General features: G+C 75.1%; 15 protein-coding genes. 4 read left to right on the top strand and 11 right to left on the bottom strand.

Annotation, left to right across the window (positions count from 1 at the left end):
• Positions 1 to 123 precede the first annotated feature (123 nt).
• The 3 genes from BI06_RS49830 to BI06_RS33835 all read right to left on the bottom strand — a co-directional run bounded on the left by BI06_RS49830 (position 124) and on the right by BI06_RS33835 (position 2,943).
• Entirely contained in the window at positions 124 to 1,650 is a 1,527-nt protein-coding gene (locus BI06_RS49830) for a hypothetical protein (protein WP_149030569.1), read from the bottom strand.
• Complete coding sequence (locus tag BI06_RS33840) at positions 1,647 to 2,111, bottom strand: hypothetical protein (protein ID WP_149030568.1); 465 nt, start codon at positions 2,109 to 2,111, stop codon at positions 1,647 to 1,649. The genes BI06_RS49830 and BI06_RS33840 overlap by 4 nt, the downstream gene beginning before the upstream one ends.
• 94 nt (positions 2,112 to 2,205) lie before the next feature.
• Positions 2,206 to 2,943 carry an endonuclease V gene (locus BI06_RS33835; RefSeq protein ID WP_082558882.1) on the bottom strand — a complete coding sequence of 246 codons (738 nt, stop codon included), beginning with the start codon at positions 2,941 to 2,943 and terminating at the stop codon, positions 2,206 to 2,208.
• A 276-nt stretch (positions 2,944 to 3,219) separates the two neighbouring features.
• On the opposite strand from BI06_RS33835, the gene BI06_RS33830 reads away from it, so the two are divergent.
• Positions 3,220 to 3,447, top strand: coding sequence for a hypothetical protein (locus tag BI06_RS33830; RefSeq protein WP_037779993.1), 228 nt, complete (start codon positions 3,220 to 3,222; stop codon positions 3,445 to 3,447).
• 71 nt (positions 3,448 to 3,518) lie between these two features.
• Here BI06_RS33830 and BI06_RS33825 read toward each other — a convergent pair whose 3' ends face one another.
• On the bottom strand, positions 3,519 to 4,247 hold the full coding sequence (locus BI06_RS33825; RefSeq protein ID WP_043474780.1) for an RDD family protein: 729 nt from the start codon (positions 4,245 to 4,247) through the stop codon (positions 3,519 to 3,521).
• Positions 4,248 to 4,353: 106 nt separating this feature from the next.
• On the bottom strand, positions 4,354 to 5,841 hold the full coding sequence (locus BI06_RS33820) for an RDD family protein (RefSeq protein ID WP_043474779.1): 1,488 nt from the start codon (positions 5,839 to 5,841) through the stop codon (positions 4,354 to 4,356).
• A 416-nt stretch (positions 5,842 to 6,257) separates the two neighbouring features.
• Here BI06_RS33820 and BI06_RS33815 point away from each other — a divergent pair, with 416 nt between their 5' ends.
• A complete protein-coding gene (locus BI06_RS33815) occupies positions 6,258 to 6,674 on the top strand; it encodes an SsgA family sporulation/cell division regulator (RefSeq protein WP_030394251.1) in 417 nt (138 codons plus the stop codon).
• A gap of 140 nt (positions 6,675 to 6,814) precedes the next feature.
• On the opposite strand, the gene BI06_RS33810 is transcribed toward BI06_RS33815, so the two are convergent.
• From BI06_RS33810 to BI06_RS33795, 4 genes are all read right to left on the bottom strand, one after another.
• A complete protein-coding gene (locus tag BI06_RS33810) occupies positions 6,815 to 8,215 on the bottom strand; it encodes a glycosyltransferase 87 family protein (protein ID WP_082558881.1) in 1,401 nt (466 codons plus the stop codon).
• Positions 8,216 to 8,456: 241 nt separating this feature from the next.
• The gene (locus BI06_RS33805) at positions 8,457 to 10,127 is read right to left on the bottom strand and encodes a cellulose binding domain-containing protein (RefSeq protein ID WP_043474775.1); all 1,671 of its coding nucleotides are present in this window, start codon (positions 10,125 to 10,127) and stop codon (positions 8,457 to 8,459) included.
• Positions 10,128 to 10,365: 238 nt separating this feature from the next.
• Entirely contained in the window at positions 10,366 to 11,955 is a 1,590-nt protein-coding gene (locus tag BI06_RS33800; protein ID WP_233290398.1) for a HAMP domain-containing sensor histidine kinase, read from the bottom strand.
• On the bottom strand, positions 11,952 to 12,671 hold the full coding sequence (locus BI06_RS33795) for a response regulator transcription factor (protein WP_082558880.1): 720 nt from the start codon (positions 12,669 to 12,671) through the stop codon (positions 11,952 to 11,954). The genes BI06_RS33800 and BI06_RS33795 overlap by 4 nt, the downstream gene beginning before the upstream one ends.
• Before the next feature lie 178 nt (positions 12,672 to 12,849).
• On the opposite strand from BI06_RS33795, the gene BI06_RS33790 reads away from it, so the two are divergent.
• Positions 12,850 to 13,419 carry a hypothetical protein gene (locus tag BI06_RS33790; RefSeq protein WP_037779999.1) on the top strand — a complete coding sequence of 190 codons (570 nt, stop codon included), beginning with the start codon at positions 12,850 to 12,852 and terminating at the stop codon, positions 13,417 to 13,419.
• A gap of 30 nt (positions 13,420 to 13,449) precedes the next feature.
• Here BI06_RS33790 and BI06_RS33785 read toward each other — a convergent pair whose 3' ends face one another.
• Entirely contained in the window at positions 13,450 to 13,983 is a 534-nt protein-coding gene (locus BI06_RS33785; protein ID WP_051742541.1) for a VOC family protein, read from the bottom strand.
• A 380-nt stretch (positions 13,984 to 14,363) separates the two neighbouring features.
• Here BI06_RS33785 and BI06_RS33780 point away from each other — a divergent pair, with 380 nt between their 5' ends.
• On the top strand, positions 14,364 to 14,825 hold the full coding sequence (locus BI06_RS33780) for an Lrp/AsnC family transcriptional regulator (RefSeq protein ID WP_030308163.1): 462 nt from the start codon (positions 14,364 to 14,366) through the stop codon (positions 14,823 to 14,825).
• Positions 14,826 to 14,892: 67 nt separating this feature from the next.
• Here BI06_RS33780 and BI06_RS33775 read toward each other — a convergent pair whose 3' ends face one another.
• Entirely contained in the window at positions 14,893 to 15,699 is an 807-nt protein-coding gene (locus BI06_RS33775) for a S16 family serine protease (RefSeq protein ID WP_030394258.1), read from the bottom strand.
• Positions 15,700 to 15,747 lie beyond the last annotated feature (48 nt).

The following is a 15,747-nucleotide window of genomic DNA, read 5'->3' as shown; positions in this document are numbered from 1 at the left end:
GCTGCCCCGCGACTCAGACGCCAGCCACTCAAGCCCTGCCACCCCACTCAGCGCAGAGGCTGCCCCTGATCCGAACGACCTATGGAGCAACCGATCGATTCGCCCGGGCCCGAAGGCCGACTGTCATTCCACCACGTTCGGATTTGCGGGCTCGTCGGACACCCAGGTCTCCTCGTCCTCGACCAGGTAGTCGGGGCGTCGCCGCTTCTTCTCCTCGTCCTTCCTTCCTCTGTCGGAGCTACCGAAGGGCATCAAAGGCGACTGCGTCGAAGGACTCCTGCCACCGGTCTCCGGCTGGATCCGCCCGCGCGCTCCCAACCCCGAGCCGCCTTCGGTAAAGGCCTGCTTGCCTCCGCCACCCTTCCCGGGCCGGTCACCGACACCGACGACCGTGCCTCCGGCGTGCCCGGCTGCACCTCCGGCAGTACCCCTCCCTCGGGCAGAACCGGCGCCGACGGTCCCACCTCCACTCATGCCGGGCATGCCCGCCGCACCGAAGGCCGCACCACTGCGACCGGCGGCGGTGCGGCCCGGTGCACCTTCCTTGCCGGCCCTCACAGCCTCAGGCCCTGCCGTGTCGCGCCGAGCCCCTGTGCCTGGCCCTTGGTTACCGACAGGAGTGAAGGGCTGCCCCGTCCCGTTCGAATGAGGAGATGCGCCGCCGATTCCCTGTGAGGCGACGGGCTGGGTCGCAGGGTTGTTCGGCAGCCCTTGATTGCCGCCGCTCCCCGGTGTACCGAGCAGAGACGTACTGCTCGGGTCGGGCGACTTTCTACCGGGCGCCTGAGCGGAACCGGGCTCACTGCCGTCCACTACCGTTCCGGAACCGAAGCTCACCGGAGCGGACTTGGGTGGCGGCGTGGCAACCCCACCTTTGACACCGGGGTCGGACGGGGCTGGCGGTGGCTTCGAGAACGACGGACTCGCCGTCTGGGCGGTCGAGCGTCCGGTACTGCCCGTCCGAGGATCCGGCATCCCTGCCTCTCGCGGCCGGGAGACAGACGCTGCTCCCGCCCCGGAGTTGCCTGCGCCGACACCGCCGAGGAAACCACCCACAGCCGCGTATCCACTCGCCCCGGCGTCGCCGCCCTCAGACAGGTCCGTTTTATCGTCCCTCCTGACCGGCTTCGGCGGCTGCCCCGGGGGTGGCGGCGGCTTCAGCATGGGGGCGGCGGTGCGGTAGTGCATGGCGAGGGTCTGGAGGACGGTGGCGGCCTCGGCCTTCTTCTGGTTGGCGAGGTCGGTGCGGGAGTCCTCGTCGTCGGCGCCGAAGAGGGAGGAGAAGGTGTCGCCGACGCCGTCCTTGAACTGGGCCCAGCCGCTGGGTTCCTCGGGCATGTTGCGTTTGGCCTCGGCGATGGCCTCGGAGACCGCCTTGAGGGTGATGGCCGCGTCGTTGGCGTAGGAGGCGGCGGTGTTGATGGTGGTGGCGAGGTGGAGCATGCGGGTGTGGAAGGCGTCGCTGGTGCTGCCTTCCCAGCTGGTGGCGGCCTCGGTGCTGGCGCGGGTGAGGGTCGTGCGGATGGCCTTGAGGGTGTCGGCGGCGCGGCGCCAGGGGTCGGCGGCGGCCATCACCTCGCCGGGGTTGAGGGCCTGGACCATGGCGCGGAGTTCGGCGTGGCTGAACTGCCGGAAGTCGGTGTACTTCATCGGACGCCCTTCCCGTCGTCGTGCTGGGCCGGGGCGGTGGTCCGGGCGTAGGCGGCGGTGCTGGTGGCCGAGGGGTCGGCCACGGACCAGCCGTCGTCGCCGAGCTTCAGCTTGGTCCGGGTGCGGTGTTCCTGTTCCTCGTAGTTGGTGGCGGTGAGTTCGGCCTTCTTCTGGGCCTCGTCGACCGCTTCCTGGAGCTGGTCGAGGACGTCGCGCAGGCCGTCGCGCATGGTCTGGTAGCGGCCGTGCAGGTCGGTGGCCTCGGCGAAGGTGCCGAGGGCCTTGGGGCCGATGCCGCTGCGGCCGTGGGTGGCGGTGCCGTCCGCGTGGTGCTGGAACTCGGCCAGGAGCAGCCGCACTTGGGCGGCGAAGGCGCGCAGTTGTTCGACCTCGACGCGGTAGCCGCGTCCGGACCCGCCGGTCGATCCTGTTCCGTTCCCCGTTCCGCTTCCCGTTGCCACTGCGGCGCCTCCCCCGTGCGTCCGGCCGGTGTGTCGTTCACGGTTCTGCTGATCCGGTCATGTCTAACACACGATCCGCGCCCCTGGCGTGCCGTCAGTTCACGTCCGACGTAACGACGGTGGTGCCGGTGGCTCCGGTTGCGGTGAGCGCGGCGAGGGCGCGGCGGCAGAGCGAGTCGGCGTGCCGGGTGGTTTCGGGGAGGCGGTAGTGGGGGGTGAGGGCGAGGGTGGTCTCGACGGCTTCGGTGAGGCCGATGCGGTGCCCGACGGAGACGAAGACGGGTTTGACGCCGGCCCGGGTGCGGACGGCGCTGCCGACCTCCTCTCCCGTGGCCGGGTCGGTGAGCGGGGTGCGGTCGCCGCGGTCGGGGCCGGGGGGCCGGTGGTCGAAGGTGAACGGGGTCTTGGCGACGCCGAGGGTGCGCAGGCCGGTGAGGACGCCGAGGTGGCTGGCGAGGCCGAGGCGGCGGGGGTGGGCGAGGCCGTAGCCGTCGCAGACGACGGTGCCCGGGCGGTGGGTGAGGGCGTCGAGGGCGTCGAGGACGGCGGGGATCTCGCGGAAGGCGAGCAGGCCGGGGATGTAGGGGAAGGCGATGCGTCCGGTGGCGGTGGCTTCGTCGACGACGGCGAGGGTGGCACGGTCGAGCACCACGGCGGCCGCGACGACGAGGTCCCGTTCGTCGTCGTAGGCGACGTCGACGCCGGCGATCAGCCGGTCGTCACCGGCCGGAACGGAGGAGGCCGCCCCGGTCGGCTCGACCAGCGGGCGCAGGCGTTCCTGTTCGGCGAGCGCCTCGGCCTCGGTGGTGGGCCAGTCGGCGGGGATGGGCACGGCGGTTCCCCCTGGTGCGTGGTGCGGTGCTGCGGTCGGGCCCACGGTACCGAGCGGGACGGACGGGGTCGGGGGCGGTTCCGTGAGCCCGTGCGCCCCCCGTGCCCCGGGCGCGCCGGGCTAGCCTGGACGGAATGCCGCGGACGAACCGCCGGAACGCGCCGAACGCCCTTGCCCCGCACGGTTCCCCGCCGCGGCCCGGGCGGCACCGGGGCGGCCGGTGTCCGACTCCGGCGGCGGCCCGCCCGTTCCCCCCGACGCGCGAAGGACTCCGCCATGTCGCACCGCCCGACCACCGCGCAGTTCGCTCTCGGTGTCTTCACCGTGGTCGCCGCCACGGTCGCCCTGCTGGCCGCCACCGGTGTCTCGGGTGTGCTGGGGGTCGCCGTGGTGGTGCTCTTCGCGCTCGCGCTGGGCACCTTGGTGACGGTGCTCGCGGCGCCGGCCCCGCACGCGGCCGACCGGCGCGCGGAGCACCGCACGCCGGTCGGCGGGCACGAGTAGGAAGCCGCTCGGGCCCCCCGCGCAGGCGCCACCCCACAGGCGCCACCCGCACAGGCGCCGCCCACGCGGGTTCAGGCCGTGGAGACCACCACGGTCTTCGCGGCCTTGTCGTGGATGCACTGCCGGTACGGCTTGTCGAACACGCCGAACACGCCGTCGATCAGCCACCAGAGCACGGCGCAGCAGAGCACGGCGGGCAGGATGAAGACCGCCGCCCTGGTCCAGGCGGCCGACGGGGTCGGGGTGTTGCCGTCGACCAGCATGGCCACCCGGACCTTCATGGCCTTCTTGCCGAGGGTCTGGCCGTCCCGGCTGAGCATCACGCCCTCGTAGACGAGCCAGATCCCGCAGGCGAGCCAGAACGAGCCGGCCGAACCGGAGCGGTCGGTGAGGCTGGCGAAGGGCAGGACCAGGATCAGGGCGACGGCCTGGACCAGCAGGTAGTCGATCAGCCGGGCGAGGATCCGGTTGGGCCAGGTGCCGAGCGGGGGCATCCCGGGGACGGGGCCGCCGCCGGGCGTGCCGTATCCGGCGGGGCCCTGCCCGGGCGGTGGCTGGTCGTAGGGCGACTGGCCGTAGGGGCCCTGGCCGCCGGGGGCTCCGCCGTAGGTGCCGCCGTACGCGCCGGGGCCGCCGGCTCCGGGGCCACCGGCTCCGGGACCACCGGGGGGCGGCGGGGTGCCGTACGGGTCCGACGGCGCACCTTCCGGCGTGCCGCCGCCCTGTTGCGGGGGCTGCTTGCCGAAGGAGGGCTTGCCGCCCCCCTCCGGCTCGGGGCCTGAGGGGTCGTAGGTACTCATTCCCCGAGTAGAACATCACGCATTCTGTGAATTCGGGATATTCAATCCGTTTTGTCCGCCGAGGCCACCGACAGGGCGGCGTTCAGAGCTGGCGTCAGAGCCGGGGTCAGAGCCGGACGACCCGGGTGCGGGCCGCCCGGTCGTGCCAGCCGCGCCGGGCCGGGCGGTCGAACAGCGGCCAGAGCAGTCCGACCACCAGCAGCGCCGACACCTGCCCGACCAGCCAGCGGACCAGGGACCGGCCGAGCCCGGGGCGGTTCCGGGCGGCGGCCTGGCCCGCCCCGGCCGCGGCGACCACCCGGATCCGGGCGAGCCGCTTGCCGAAGGTCTGGCCGGTGCGGGCGGTCGGCAGGGCCTCGTAGAGCAGGCCGACGAAGAGCAGGATGCCGAGCAGCACGGCGACCTTGCCGAGCACCGTGCCGTCCACCAGCCAGACGTCCACCTGACGGCGGGTGAGACTGCTCGCCATCCGGGCCTGGTCGAGCTTGCGCTGGAGGTGGGCCTCCACGGAGCGGCCGAGCGGGACTCCGGCGGCGACGCCGACCACGGCCAGGACGGCGGTGTCGACCAGCCGGGCGACGAGCCGGCGGCCGAGGCCGGCGGGGCGGAGCGCCGGTGCCGCCCCGGTGCGGCGGCGGGAGGCGGGGGACGACGCCCGGGCGGGCGCCTCGGCAGCGGCGGTGGCAGTGGCAGTGGCAGTAGCGGCGGGGGCGGGAACCGGACGGCGGGCGGGAACGGCGGCGGCCGGGGGCGGCTCGACGGCCTCCGCCACGTCCACCACGTCCACCGCCTCCTCCGGTTCCGACTCCGACTTCGGCCGCGCCCGGAGCTCCACGACGGCGGACGGCACCGGGGCCGAGACCCTCGGCCCCGGGACGGCACGCGGCTCGTCCGGACCGGGGGCAACGGGCGAGGCCGCCCCGGAGAACGGCTCGGAGAGCGACGGGGAGAGCGGTGCGGGCACCTCGACCACGGCGGGCACCTCGGCAGGCACCGCACCGGACGCCTCGCCGGACGGCCCCTCCGTCCCGGGAAGCACCCCCCAGGACACCCACCGCGGCGCGCTCCCCGTCTCCATCAGGCCGCGCTGCGCCCGGGGGTCCGCCTGCCAGCCGGCCGGCTCCGGTACCGACCGGTCCGGCGTCTCCGGGACCGGGTCGGGCACCAGTCCCGCCGTCCCGTCGACCACCACCGGCCCTCCGCCGCGGCGGAACACCGGGCCGTTGTCCGGGGCCGCGAAGGTGAACGACGCCCCGCCCGCCGTCCGGTCCAGGTACACCGGCCCGGTGTCCCCGCCGGACGCCGGTTCCGGCACCGGCGGGGACACCTGCACCGGCACCGGCTCGGCGACCACCGGCGGCGGCACGTACCGGGCCCCGGCACCGGCGCCCGCGGCGGCGGCGGGACGGCGGGTCGCGTACCGGGGCGGCTCCAGCACCTCGCCCTCGGCCGGGGCGGCCCTGCTGGTGCCGGGCACCCAGGCCGAGCCGCCCCAGTAGCGGACGAAACCGGGAACGGACGGGTCGGGGTAGTAGCCCGGCGCGGGGCCGACGGCCGTCTCCGTGCTGCCGCCGGCGTGGGGCCGGTCCGTCATGGGGGTCTCTTTCCTGGCAGGGCCGATGCGGCTCGCCCGGCGAGCGGGGTGTGCGCGACGGTGGCACGGGCGACCCGGATGGCTCCGCCGTCGGCGCGCGCGAGGGGGTTACCGCCGAGGAGGCGGACAGTCGCCGGGCAGTCACAAAGCGTAGTACCTCGGCGGGGGCGCGGTGCGAAGTTGCCCATTCGGGGGACAGCCCGGGGCCGCCCACGGTAAGGAATACGGCGCACATGCCCGACCGTGCGCCCGCCCTTGCCCGTTCACCACTCCGTGTACCACCGGCAACGGGCCGGCCGGGGAGTCCCGGGCCGAAGAAATTCCGGAAACCCGTGTAAGAGCGCTCCCGGGCCGCGCTCTCCCAGGTGACAGGGCCCGACACCGGGCACGAACCGCAGGCAGAGAGGAACCCGATCATGGAGCGCCCGACGAGCGTGGTCGAGCACGAGCTGGAGCTCAACCTGGTGCTCTCCCCCGAGCACAGCGTCCCCGTCCCCGCCCGGCTGTCCTACGGCAGCCACGACCCGTACGCCGTGCACATCACCTTCCACCTGGACACCGGCTCGCCGGTCACCTGGGTGTTCGCCCGCGAGCTGCTGGTGGAGGGCACCTTCCGGCCCTGCGGCCAGGGCGACGTGCGGATCTGGCCGACCAGGTCGGGACGGCGCAGCGTGCTCTGCATGGCGCTGAGCTCCCCGGCCGGGGACGCGCTGCTGGAGGCGCCGCTGCCGGTGGTGGCCGCCTGGCTGGAGCGGGCGCACCGGCTGGTGCCGCCGGGCAGCGAGATGGCCGCGCTGGACATGGACGGCTCGCTGGCCGAGCTGCTCGCGTGAGGCGCCGCGTCCCGGCCCCGCGAACGGACCGGACGGCACGAACGGATCGGGCGGACCGACGGGGCCCCACCGGCAGCCGGACGACCGTCCCCGACGCCCGGCCGGCCCTCCCCGCCCCCGCCCCCGGTACCCGGGCCGAGTCAGCGGGCCGCGGGGGCCTGCTGACGCTCGCGCGCGGACTCCGACGAACCGCTGTCGCGCTGACCGGGCAGCGCGGTCGGCGCCGCCCCGGCCGCCAGGCGCCGGGCCCGTACGCGTAGCGCGGCGGCCAGCAGGAAGCAGATCCCGACGAGCGGGTAGACCGAGGTCGGGATCTGGTGGAGCGGCGACAGCTCCAGCACCAGCGCGCCCTTGGGCTTGGCGAGCCACATCGCGAACGACAGGAAGGCGATCAGCGTGGCCCCGAAGGCGAGCCGCCAGCGCAGCTTGCGGACGGCGGCCGGGCGGGCCCGTTCGACCGCCGCCTCGCTCGCGAGCAGCACCAGCAGGGGCACGCACCAGACCCAGTGGTGGGTCCAGCTGATCGGCGAGATCAGGACGGCGGTGACGGCGGCGCAGCAGACGCCCCAGGCCTCGGAGCGCGCCAGCCGGCGCGAGCTGCGGGCGGCCCAGGCGGCGACGCCGAGGCCGGCCACCGCGACGGCGACGGCCGCCAGGGTGCCGGCGAGGCCCGGTGCGGGGGTGTGCAGCAGCCGGGCGACGGCGCCGCTGAGCGCCTGGTTGTCGACGATCTCGGTCTTGCCGACCCGCGAGGAGTCGTAGAGGTACTTGGTCCAGAAGCCCCAGGTGGCGTCGGGCAGGACGAGCGCGCCGAGCAGGAAGGTGCCGAGGAAGGTCGCGCCGGCCACGAACGCGGCCCGGACCCGGCCGGTGAGCAGCAGGTAGACCGCGAACAGGCCGGGGGTGAGCTTGATGCCGGCGGCGATGCCGATCGCGACGCCCTTGCTGCGCTTCCCGTCGGGCCGGGTGAGGTCCCAGAGGATGAGGCAGGCCAGCGCCAGGTTGATCTGGCCGTAGCGCAGCGTGGTGTAGACGGGTTCCAGCCAGACTCCGGCGCCGGTGACCAGGATCACGGCGATCGCGCGGAGGTCCCGGCGCGGCCAGCCGACCAGCTTGAACGACAGGTGGGCGAACAGCGCGAGCAACCCGAGGTTGCAGAGCGTGATCGCGACCCGCAGGAACGGCACCGGGAACCAGGTCGTCGGCACGAACAGCATCGCGGCGAACGGCGGGTAGGTGGCGGGCAGGTTCCACTGGGTGACGCGCAGGCCGTAGAGGTCCCCGCCGTTGACGACGGCGGCGCCCTCGGCCCGGTAGACGATCATGTCGACCATCGAGGTGTGCGCGAAGTGCCGCACCACCGCGTAGCCGAGCAGGGAGACCAGTGCGAGCACGGAGACGATCAGCAGCGGACGGCGCGGGGCCTCGCGCAGGGCGCGGACGGGCGCTCCGAGGGCCGTGCGCAGCCGGTCCGACAGGGGGGCGGGCGTCAGGTCGGGTGGGGTGTCCACCGCGCCGCGCTCGTCTTGCACCGCTGTCACTTCTCGCTCCGTCCGCCGATCGGCCAACCAGCGACGATACCGGATGCCCGGCGGACGGGCCGGTTCGTCTTCGTCACGGAGAGTGATGGTCGGGGAATTGGAGCCGGCCGGCCGTGCCCCGTTGCGGTCGGGGCACGGACGGCCGGAGTCGGTGCGGCGGACGGGTCCGCCGGGTGCCGCGCCAGGTCGGCGGACCCGGCGGGCCGGTCGGCCGGGGGGCCGTCGCGGACAGGCGGGCCGGTCAGCCGGTGTAGGCGCCCAGGGCCCGGGTGAAGTCCAGCGGCTGCTGGACGATCGAGCTGCAGCTCGCGTCCGCGTACGCCTTGGCGCCGCCCTCGCAGGCCTTGTCGCGGGTGCCGGACCACATCGCCAGCCAGGCCAGGTGCTTGCTCCCGGCGAACTCGGCGAGCTGCTTGGCGTCCGCGACGGTGAAGACCTCGCTGGCCACGTCGTTGACGCCGATCATCGGGGTGACCGCGACCCGGCGCCAGGCGGCCGCGTCGTCCAGGCCGAGCACGCTCTTCACCTGTGCCTGGGTGGCGGTGGCCGCGGCGATGGCGTAGGTGCCCATCCGGCCCTGCGGGGAGGGGGCGACCCCGTCGCCGTAGTCCATCGCCATGATGTTGACCGCCCCGATCGCCACACCGTTGTTCTTGGCGTCGGCGACCAGGTCGACGCCCTCCTGGGTCAGTCCGGAGGGCAGCGCGGGGAGGGTGAAGGAGACGTCCAGGGCCTTGCCCTTGGCGGCGGCGTTCTTCTGCAGCTGGGCGACGGCCTGGGCGCGCCGGGTGTTGGCCGCGGTGTTGGAGATCGCGCCGCCCTCGACGTCGAAGTCGAGCCGGGTGAGGCCGAAGGCGTCGACGGTCCGCTGGTAGACGGCGGTCAGCTCGGCGACCGAGGAGCAGGCGAGGGCGAGCTCGCTGCCGTTGGCGCCGCCGAAGGAGACCCGGACGTCGCCGCCGATCGCCCGCAGGGCGCCGATCCGGGCCGCCACCGCGTCGTCGGCGAGCTCGGTGACGCCGCCCCACTTCGGGGTGCAGCCGCCGCCGGAGACGACGAAGGCCAGGGTGAAGTCCTTGACCCCGGTGGCCTTGGCGGTGGCGACCAGGTCGTACGGCGGGTAGAGCGAGGTGTCGACGTAGGGCGCGAAGCGGCCGCCGCCCGCGGGGGCGGGGGTGCCGGTCGCGGTGGCGGTCGGCGCCGGGGTGGTGGGCGCGGCGGTGGCGGTCGTGCTGGCCGACGCGGTCGGAGAGGTCGGGGTGGTCGGGGTGGTCGGCCGGACGGTCGCGGTGCCGGTCGGAGTCGGTGCCCCGGTGGTGGGCCGGGCCGTCCCGGTGGCGGTGGCCGAGGCGGAGGCCGTCGCGGTCGCCGGGACGGAGGCGGACGGCGAGGCGGAGGGCGAGGCCGTCGCGGTACCGGTCGGACGGCCGGAGGGGGTGGGCACGGTGCCGTCCCCGGCCTTGCAGGAGGTCTTGTTGATCAGGCAGTTGCCCGGCTCGGCCTGGGCCGCGCCGGTGCCCTGGGCGACGTAGCCGACCACGACGCTCCGCCCGGGCTCCAGCCGCTTGCTCCACTCCTGGGGCCGGACGGTGATGTGCCCGCCCTCGGCGGTGAAGGTGGCGTTCCAGAGCGAGTCGATCTTCGCGCCGGCGGGCAGGTCGAAGGTGAGCGTCCAGTCCTCGATCGCCCGGTCCGCCGGGTTGGTGACCAGGTACTGGCCGGTGTAGCCGGAGTCCCAGCCGCTGGTGCGGGTGTAGACGGCGCCGAGCGGCGCGGCACTGGCCGAGGAGGCGAGGACGACGACTCCGCCGGCGACCAGGGCGGCGGCGACCGCCGAGGCGCCGAGCACCGTGCCCCTGCGGCTGCGCCGACGGCGGCCGCCGGGGCGGCGGTGGGGCTGCTGGGTCGTCATGGGGCGTACCTCCGGAGCTGGCAGATGCGCGGTCGGGGGGTGACCGGCGCGGCCGACGCTAGCGGGGCCGAACGGCCGGAATCCGACTGCTGAGCCAGGGGTAGACCTCCCTTACGGCGCGCTTAAGAAACGCGCTCAAGAAAGTGGTCCTCCGGCCCGCCACCGGCCCGCCACCGGCCCTGCCCCCGGCCCGGCCCGGCGCCGAAACCTTTCTTCAACCGCTCCACGGCACCCCTGCTCAACGCGCGAACAGCGATCCCCGGCCACGGCGCCGGCCGGTCCGGGGCGGGACGGTGCCGTCCGGCCGGGACCGCAGCCGCAGCCTGATCTCGGCCCCGCCCAGCACCGCCGACCGGCCGAGCGCGAGGTCCCCGCCGGTGGCCTCGGCGAGCTTGCGGACGATGTCCAGCCCGAGCCCGGTCGAGCCCTCGCCGCCGTGGCCCTCGCCCCGCACCATGGCGGCCTCCGGATCGGTGAAGCCCGGACCCGCGTCGCCGACCAGCACGATCACCGAACTCCCGGTGGCCAGCACGTCCACCGAGAAGGCGGTGCCGACCCCCGTGTGCCGGAAGACATTGCCGAGCAGCGCGTCCACGGCGGCGGCCAGGTCACCACGCTGGACCGGGACCGGAGTCTCCCGGTCCGCGCCGGCCAGCTGCCAGCGGCGGCCCTCGTCCTCGGCGAGCGCCGACCAGAAGCCGACCCGCTCACGGATCACCTCGGCCGCGTCGCAGCCGACCGTGACGGCGGGCGCGTCCTCGGGTGCCCGGCGGGCCGAGCGGATGATCTGGTCGACCTCGCGCTCCAGCTGCGCCACCGCGTGCCGGGTGGCGTCGGCCGCGTCGCCCTCGCCCAGCGAGGCCGCGTTGAGCCGCAGCACGGTCAGCGGGGTGCGCAGCCGGTGCGACAGGTCGGCGGCCAACTCCCGCTCGGCGGCCAGCAGCTGGACCACCCGGTCGGCCATGGCGTTGAACGCGTGGGCCGCCTCCCGGAGCTCCTCGGGGCTGCCGGCGGCCTGCTTGCCGTCCACCGGCACCCGGACGGCGAGGTCGCCCGCGCCGAGCGAACGGGCGGCGGCGGCGAGCCGGCGGGCCGAGCCGACGATCCGGGCGCCCATCCGGTCGGCGACCAGCACCGAGACGGCGACCAGGCCGAGCGCGACCCCGGAGAGCACCTGCCAGGCGGTGGCGACGCCCCGGGTGAGGTCGCCGTCGGCCACGAACACCTCGACCACGGCGGTCCGGGCGGTGTCCACCGCGACCGGCTGGAGCAGCGCGTAGCCGCCCGGGACCTCGACGGTGAAGGAGCGGCCCTGGCCCCCGGCGCTGGCCACATCGGCGGCCAGTGCCCGGACTTCGCCGATGGTCGCGCCGGCGGCCGGCCCCGATCCCGCGGCGGCGCCCGCCACCGCGGGGTCCGAGACCTTCCCCGCCGGGGCCGTACCTCCCGGGGCCGTACCTCCCTGGGCCGTCCCGCCGGAGGCCGTCGCACCGGGCGCCGAGGCCACCCCGCCGGCGCCGCCCGGTCCCGACAGCGCCCCCGCGCCGGCCCCGGCCGCCCCGGCCGGCGGCAGGTGCACCGCCATCCGCCCCTGGGTGCCGGCGTCCGTCGAGGCCACCGCCCGGGCGATGGCGTCCTGGTCGGTGGTGATGGCCAGGGCCGGGCCGAGCGCCGCCGCCTGCCGCTCCGCGGCCGTGAACGCCCGGTCCCGGGCGGTCTGCTGGACCATCAGGCCGAGCGGGATGAGGAAGGCCAGCGCGACCATCGTGGTACCGGCCACGGCGGCCTTGATCAGGGCCCAGCGAAGCGAGTGCCGCAACCGCATCATGTCCGGCGCTCCACCGGGACGGGCCCGGCGGGATGCCCGGACGCCTCCAGCCGGACCCCGACCCCGCGCACGGTGTGCAGATAGCGCGGGCTGGACGCCGTCTCCCCGAGCTTGCGGCGCAGCCAGGACAGGTGCACGTCGATCGTCTGGTCACCGCCGTAGGTCTGCCGCCACACCTCCGCCAGGATCTCCTTGCGGGGCACCACCACGCCCGGGCGGGCGGCGAGGAAGGCCAGCAGGTCGAACTCACGCCGGGTCAGGTCCAGCGCCCGCCCGTCCAGGGCGGCCTCCCGGCGCTGGAGGTCGATCGCCAGCCCGCCGACCCTGAGCACCTGGCTGACCGGGGCCGCCCCGCCGCCGAGCCGGCGCAGCACGGCGGCCATCCGGGCGCTGAGGTGCTCCCCGGAGAACGGTTTCACCAGGTAGTCGTCGGCGCCGTCGTTGAGCAGCCGGACGATCTCGGCCTCGTCGTCGCGGGCGGTGGAGATGATGACCGGCACGTTGGTCAGGCCGCGGATCATCTTGAGCGCCTCGCTGCCGTCCAGATCCGGCAGTCCGAGGTCCAGGATCACCAGGTCGCAGCCGACCTGGGCGACCTCGCGCAGCGCCTCGAGTGCCGTGCCCACGCTGCGGACCGCGTGGCCGGTGTCGGACAGGTGGCGGATGAGGGCGGATCGTACGAAGGGGTCGTCCTCGACCACGAGCACTGTTGCCATGGGGCTGCACGGTACGGCATCGGCCCCGAATGGTCTGTACCTCGGGGTCGCCCCGGGCAGCGCTTCGTGAACCTTCGGGACGGGTTCGCCCGGAACGTCGCGGGTTTGTGCAAGTCCCCTGTGGAAGTGCGGGGGTGCCCACCTGCCGGGAGCGGTGATGGGGCAGGATGTGCGCACTATGCGGAACGGACTGGTACAGCTCGGCGCCTGGGCGGCGGCCACCGGGGCGGCGGTGGCGCTGTCCTGGTTCGGCGTGCACACGGTGCTGACCGGGGCCGCGTTCGAACAGCCCACCGCGCTGCCGCTGCCCTCGCCGGCGTCGGCCGGTGGCGCGAGACCCACGCCGACACCGTCGGCGGAACCCACGCAGTCGGCCGGCCGGCCGGATCCGGCCGCGCCGCCGTCCACCGCCCCGGTGTCGGCCACCCCGTCCAAGGCCGCTTCCCCGGCCGCCGCCGCGCCGACCGCGGCCCCGTCGACCGCCGCCGCCGTGTCGCACCGCCCGGCGCCGGCCACGAGCACGACGTCCTCCGTCCGCAGTTATCTCGTCCCGGGCGGCAAGGTCGCCCTGGACCTCGGGCCCGACCGGGCCTCGCTGGTCACGGCCGCCCCGGACCCGGGCTGGCAGATGCAGGTCTGGGACGGCCCGCAGTGGATCCGGGTGGACTTCACCAAGGACAACCAGGCCAACTCGGTGTTCGTCTACTGGAACGGGCATCCGCCGGTGGTCGACACCGTCACCCGCTGAGCGGGTCCGGCCCGCGCCCCCGGCGCTCCGTCACCACCGCTCGAAGGGCACGTAGCCCGGCAGGTAGGGCCCCCGGTAGCGGGACCGGTCGACCAGGGTGTGCCTGGTCCCGCCGGGCACCCCGATCGCGGCGAGCACCACCGTGCCGTACGCGTCCCGCACCTCGTACGGCTCGGCGAGCGAGGCCGCGCCCCGGTCGACGGCGTAGTCGTAGGCGTAACAGACGTCCGGCACGGCCACCGCGAGGTCGATCACGCCGTCGCCGTGCCGGGCCAGGTGGCCGGCCAGCTCCCGGCCGCGCGGGCCGATCACCTGGACCAGCGAGGTCAGCACGAAGCGGGTGCCGGGCCCCTGCAGTACGTAGGAGACGATCTCGGGTTCACCGGTCTCGGGCCCGGCGTACGCCGCGCAGCGCAGGCCGAGCGCGACCGCGTACCGGTGGGCCGCCCGTTCGGCGTCGCCGACCACGAAGACCACCGCGTCGGCGCGGCCCATCGGGAGGAGGCCGGGCTCGTCGGGCCCGGCGGCGGTGAGCAGCACGGGTTCGGCGGCGGTGTCGGTCATGTCAGCCCTCCCGGTGGGGGTACGGGACCACGGTTCCGCTCGCGGACCGGTGGGGGCCGGCGCGCGGGGTTGTGGCTGGAGGGTGGCGCCGGGGCGACATCCGCGCAACTGTTCCGTTTCCTCCTGGTCAAGCTGTGCTCCGGGGCGGGAGAATCGGCCGCGCCGCTGTACACAATGCCCACCCGAGGACGGAGCCCGTGATGCCCCCCGCCCACGCCGCCAGCCCGACGGGCGCGCCCGGATCGCCCAACTCGCCCACCGGGCAAGGGCATTCCGGCACCACCCCGCCCCCTGCCGGAACCGCGGCCGGAGCCGGGACCGGAGCTGCGACCGGAGCCGGGGTCCCGGCCGGGGCGGCCGCGGGGAGCACCAACGACGCCATCGACGCCCTGGACGGCCGGCTGATCCGGCTGCTCGCCGAGGAGCCCCGGATCGGCGTCCTGGAGTGCTCGCGCCGGCTCCAGGTGGCCCGCGGCACGGTGCAGGCCCGGCTGGACCGGCTCCAGGCGCGCGGGGTGATCGGCGGCTTCGGCCCCGAGGTGGACCCGGCGGCGCTCGGCTACCCGGTGACGGCCTTCGCGACCCTGGAGATCTCCCAGGGCCAGGGCGCGGACGTGCGCGCGCACCTGGCGGCGGTGCCGGAGGTGCTGGAGCTCCACACCATCACCGGGCACGGCGACATGATGGTCCGGATCGTGGCCCGGTCGAACGCCGATCTGCAGCGGGTGATCGACCGGGTGGTGGGCTTCGACGGGATCGTCCGCTCCTCCACCGCGATCGCGCTGGAGAACCCGGTGCCCTACCGGATCCTGCCGCTGGTCGACCAAGCCGCCGCGGAGTAGCCCACCGCCCCGGCCACCCGACCGCTCGGCTGCTCGGCCGCTCGGCAGAACCCGGCGACCCGGCGGCTCAGCACCCCGGAACGGCCCCGCCCGACTGCAGCGCCTCCAGCACGGAGACGGACTCCCCGAGCGTGCCGACCGGCACCAGCCGCAGCCCCGCCGGGAGGTTCACCTTGGCGTCCGAGCACTCGTCCTTGGGCACCAGGAAGACGGTCGCGCCGTCCCGCGCCGCCGCCTGGGTCTTGAGCGGCACACCGCCGACCGGGCCGATCACACCCTGGTCGTCGATGGTCCCGGTACCGGCGACGGTCTGCCCGCCGGTGAGGTCGCCGCCCTTGCCGTCCCCGCGGAGCTTGTCGACGATGCCGAGCGCGAGCATCTGCCCGGCGCTGGGGCCGCCGATGTCACCGAGGTCGATCTTGACCTTCACCTGCGCGGGCGACAGCTGGAGGTAACCCAGTGCGGCCGTGGTGGCGGCGTCCTGGGACTCGGTCATCTGCTGGGCGGTGACCTCGTTGGCCTTGGCCGGGTCGCCCTGGGGGTAGACGGTCTCGCTGGGCCGGACGGCCTCGTCCTCGTCGAACCAGGCCTGCAGCGAGCGCCACAGCGTGGTCCGCTCCCCCGGGTTGGTCGCCGAGATGGTCACCATCCGCAGCTGCCCCTGGGTGGCGCGGACCGGGGCGCCGGTGACGGTGAGCACCGGACGGCCCTGGTAGCTGCCGAGGGTGTCCGCGGTCACGCCGGGGAAGGTCAGCGTGTAGGGCAGCGGGACGAAGGCGGCCACCCCGAACAGCGCGGCGACCGTCGCGCCGCAGAGCGCGAGGGCCCGGGTCCGGGGGGAGGTCAGGGCCTTGGGCAGCTTGGTGTCGGACACAGAGGCATCCAAACACACCGGGGCCGTCCGGCGGGCACGCACACGGCC

The organism is Kitasatospora sp. MBT66, from assembly GCF_000710405.2.
GTDB classification, from domain to species: domain Bacteria; phylum Actinomycetota; class Actinomycetes; order Streptomycetales; family Streptomycetaceae; genus Kitasatospora; species Kitasatospora purpeofusca.
This window is presented reverse-complemented; position numbering and strand designations above follow the sequence as displayed.

Excerpts from the sequence above, each read along its gene's own strand:
- BI06_RS49830 (WP_149030569.1), bottom strand. The coding sequence starts at position 1,650 with ATGAAGTACACCGACTTCCGGCAGTTCAGCCACGCCGAACTCCGCGCC.
- BI06_RS33830 (WP_037779993.1), top strand. The coding sequence starts at position 3,220 with ATGTCGCACCGCCCGACCACCGCGCAGTTCGCTCTCGGTGTCTTCACC.
- BI06_RS33825 (WP_043474780.1), bottom strand. The coding sequence starts at position 4,247 with ATGAGTACCTACGACCCCTCAGGCCCCGAGCCGGAGGGGGGCGGCAAG.
- BI06_RS33820 (WP_043474779.1), bottom strand. The coding sequence starts at position 5,841 with ATGACGGACCGGCCCCACGCCGGCGGCAGCACGGAGACGGCCGTCGGC.
- BI06_RS33815 (WP_030394251.1), top strand. The coding sequence starts at position 6,258 with ATGGAGCGCCCGACGAGCGTGGTCGAGCACGAGCTGGAGCTCAACCTG.
- BI06_RS33805 (WP_043474775.1), bottom strand. The coding sequence starts at position 10,127 with ATGACGACCCAGCAGCCCCACCGCCGCCCCGGCGGCCGCCGTCGGCGC.
- BI06_RS33800 (WP_233290398.1), bottom strand. The coding sequence starts at position 11,955 with ATGATGCGGTTGCGGCACTCGCTTCGCTGGGCCCTGATCAAGGCCGCC.
- BI06_RS33795 (WP_082558880.1), bottom strand. The coding sequence starts at position 12,671 with ATGGCAACAGTGCTCGTGGTCGAGGACGACCCCTTCGTACGATCCGCC.
- BI06_RS33790 (WP_037779999.1), top strand. The coding sequence starts at position 12,850 with ATGCGGAACGGACTGGTACAGCTCGGCGCCTGGGCGGCGGCCACCGGG.
- BI06_RS33785 (WP_051742541.1), bottom strand. The coding sequence starts at position 13,983 with ATGACCGACACCGCCGCCGAACCCGTGCTGCTCACCGCCGCCGGGCCC.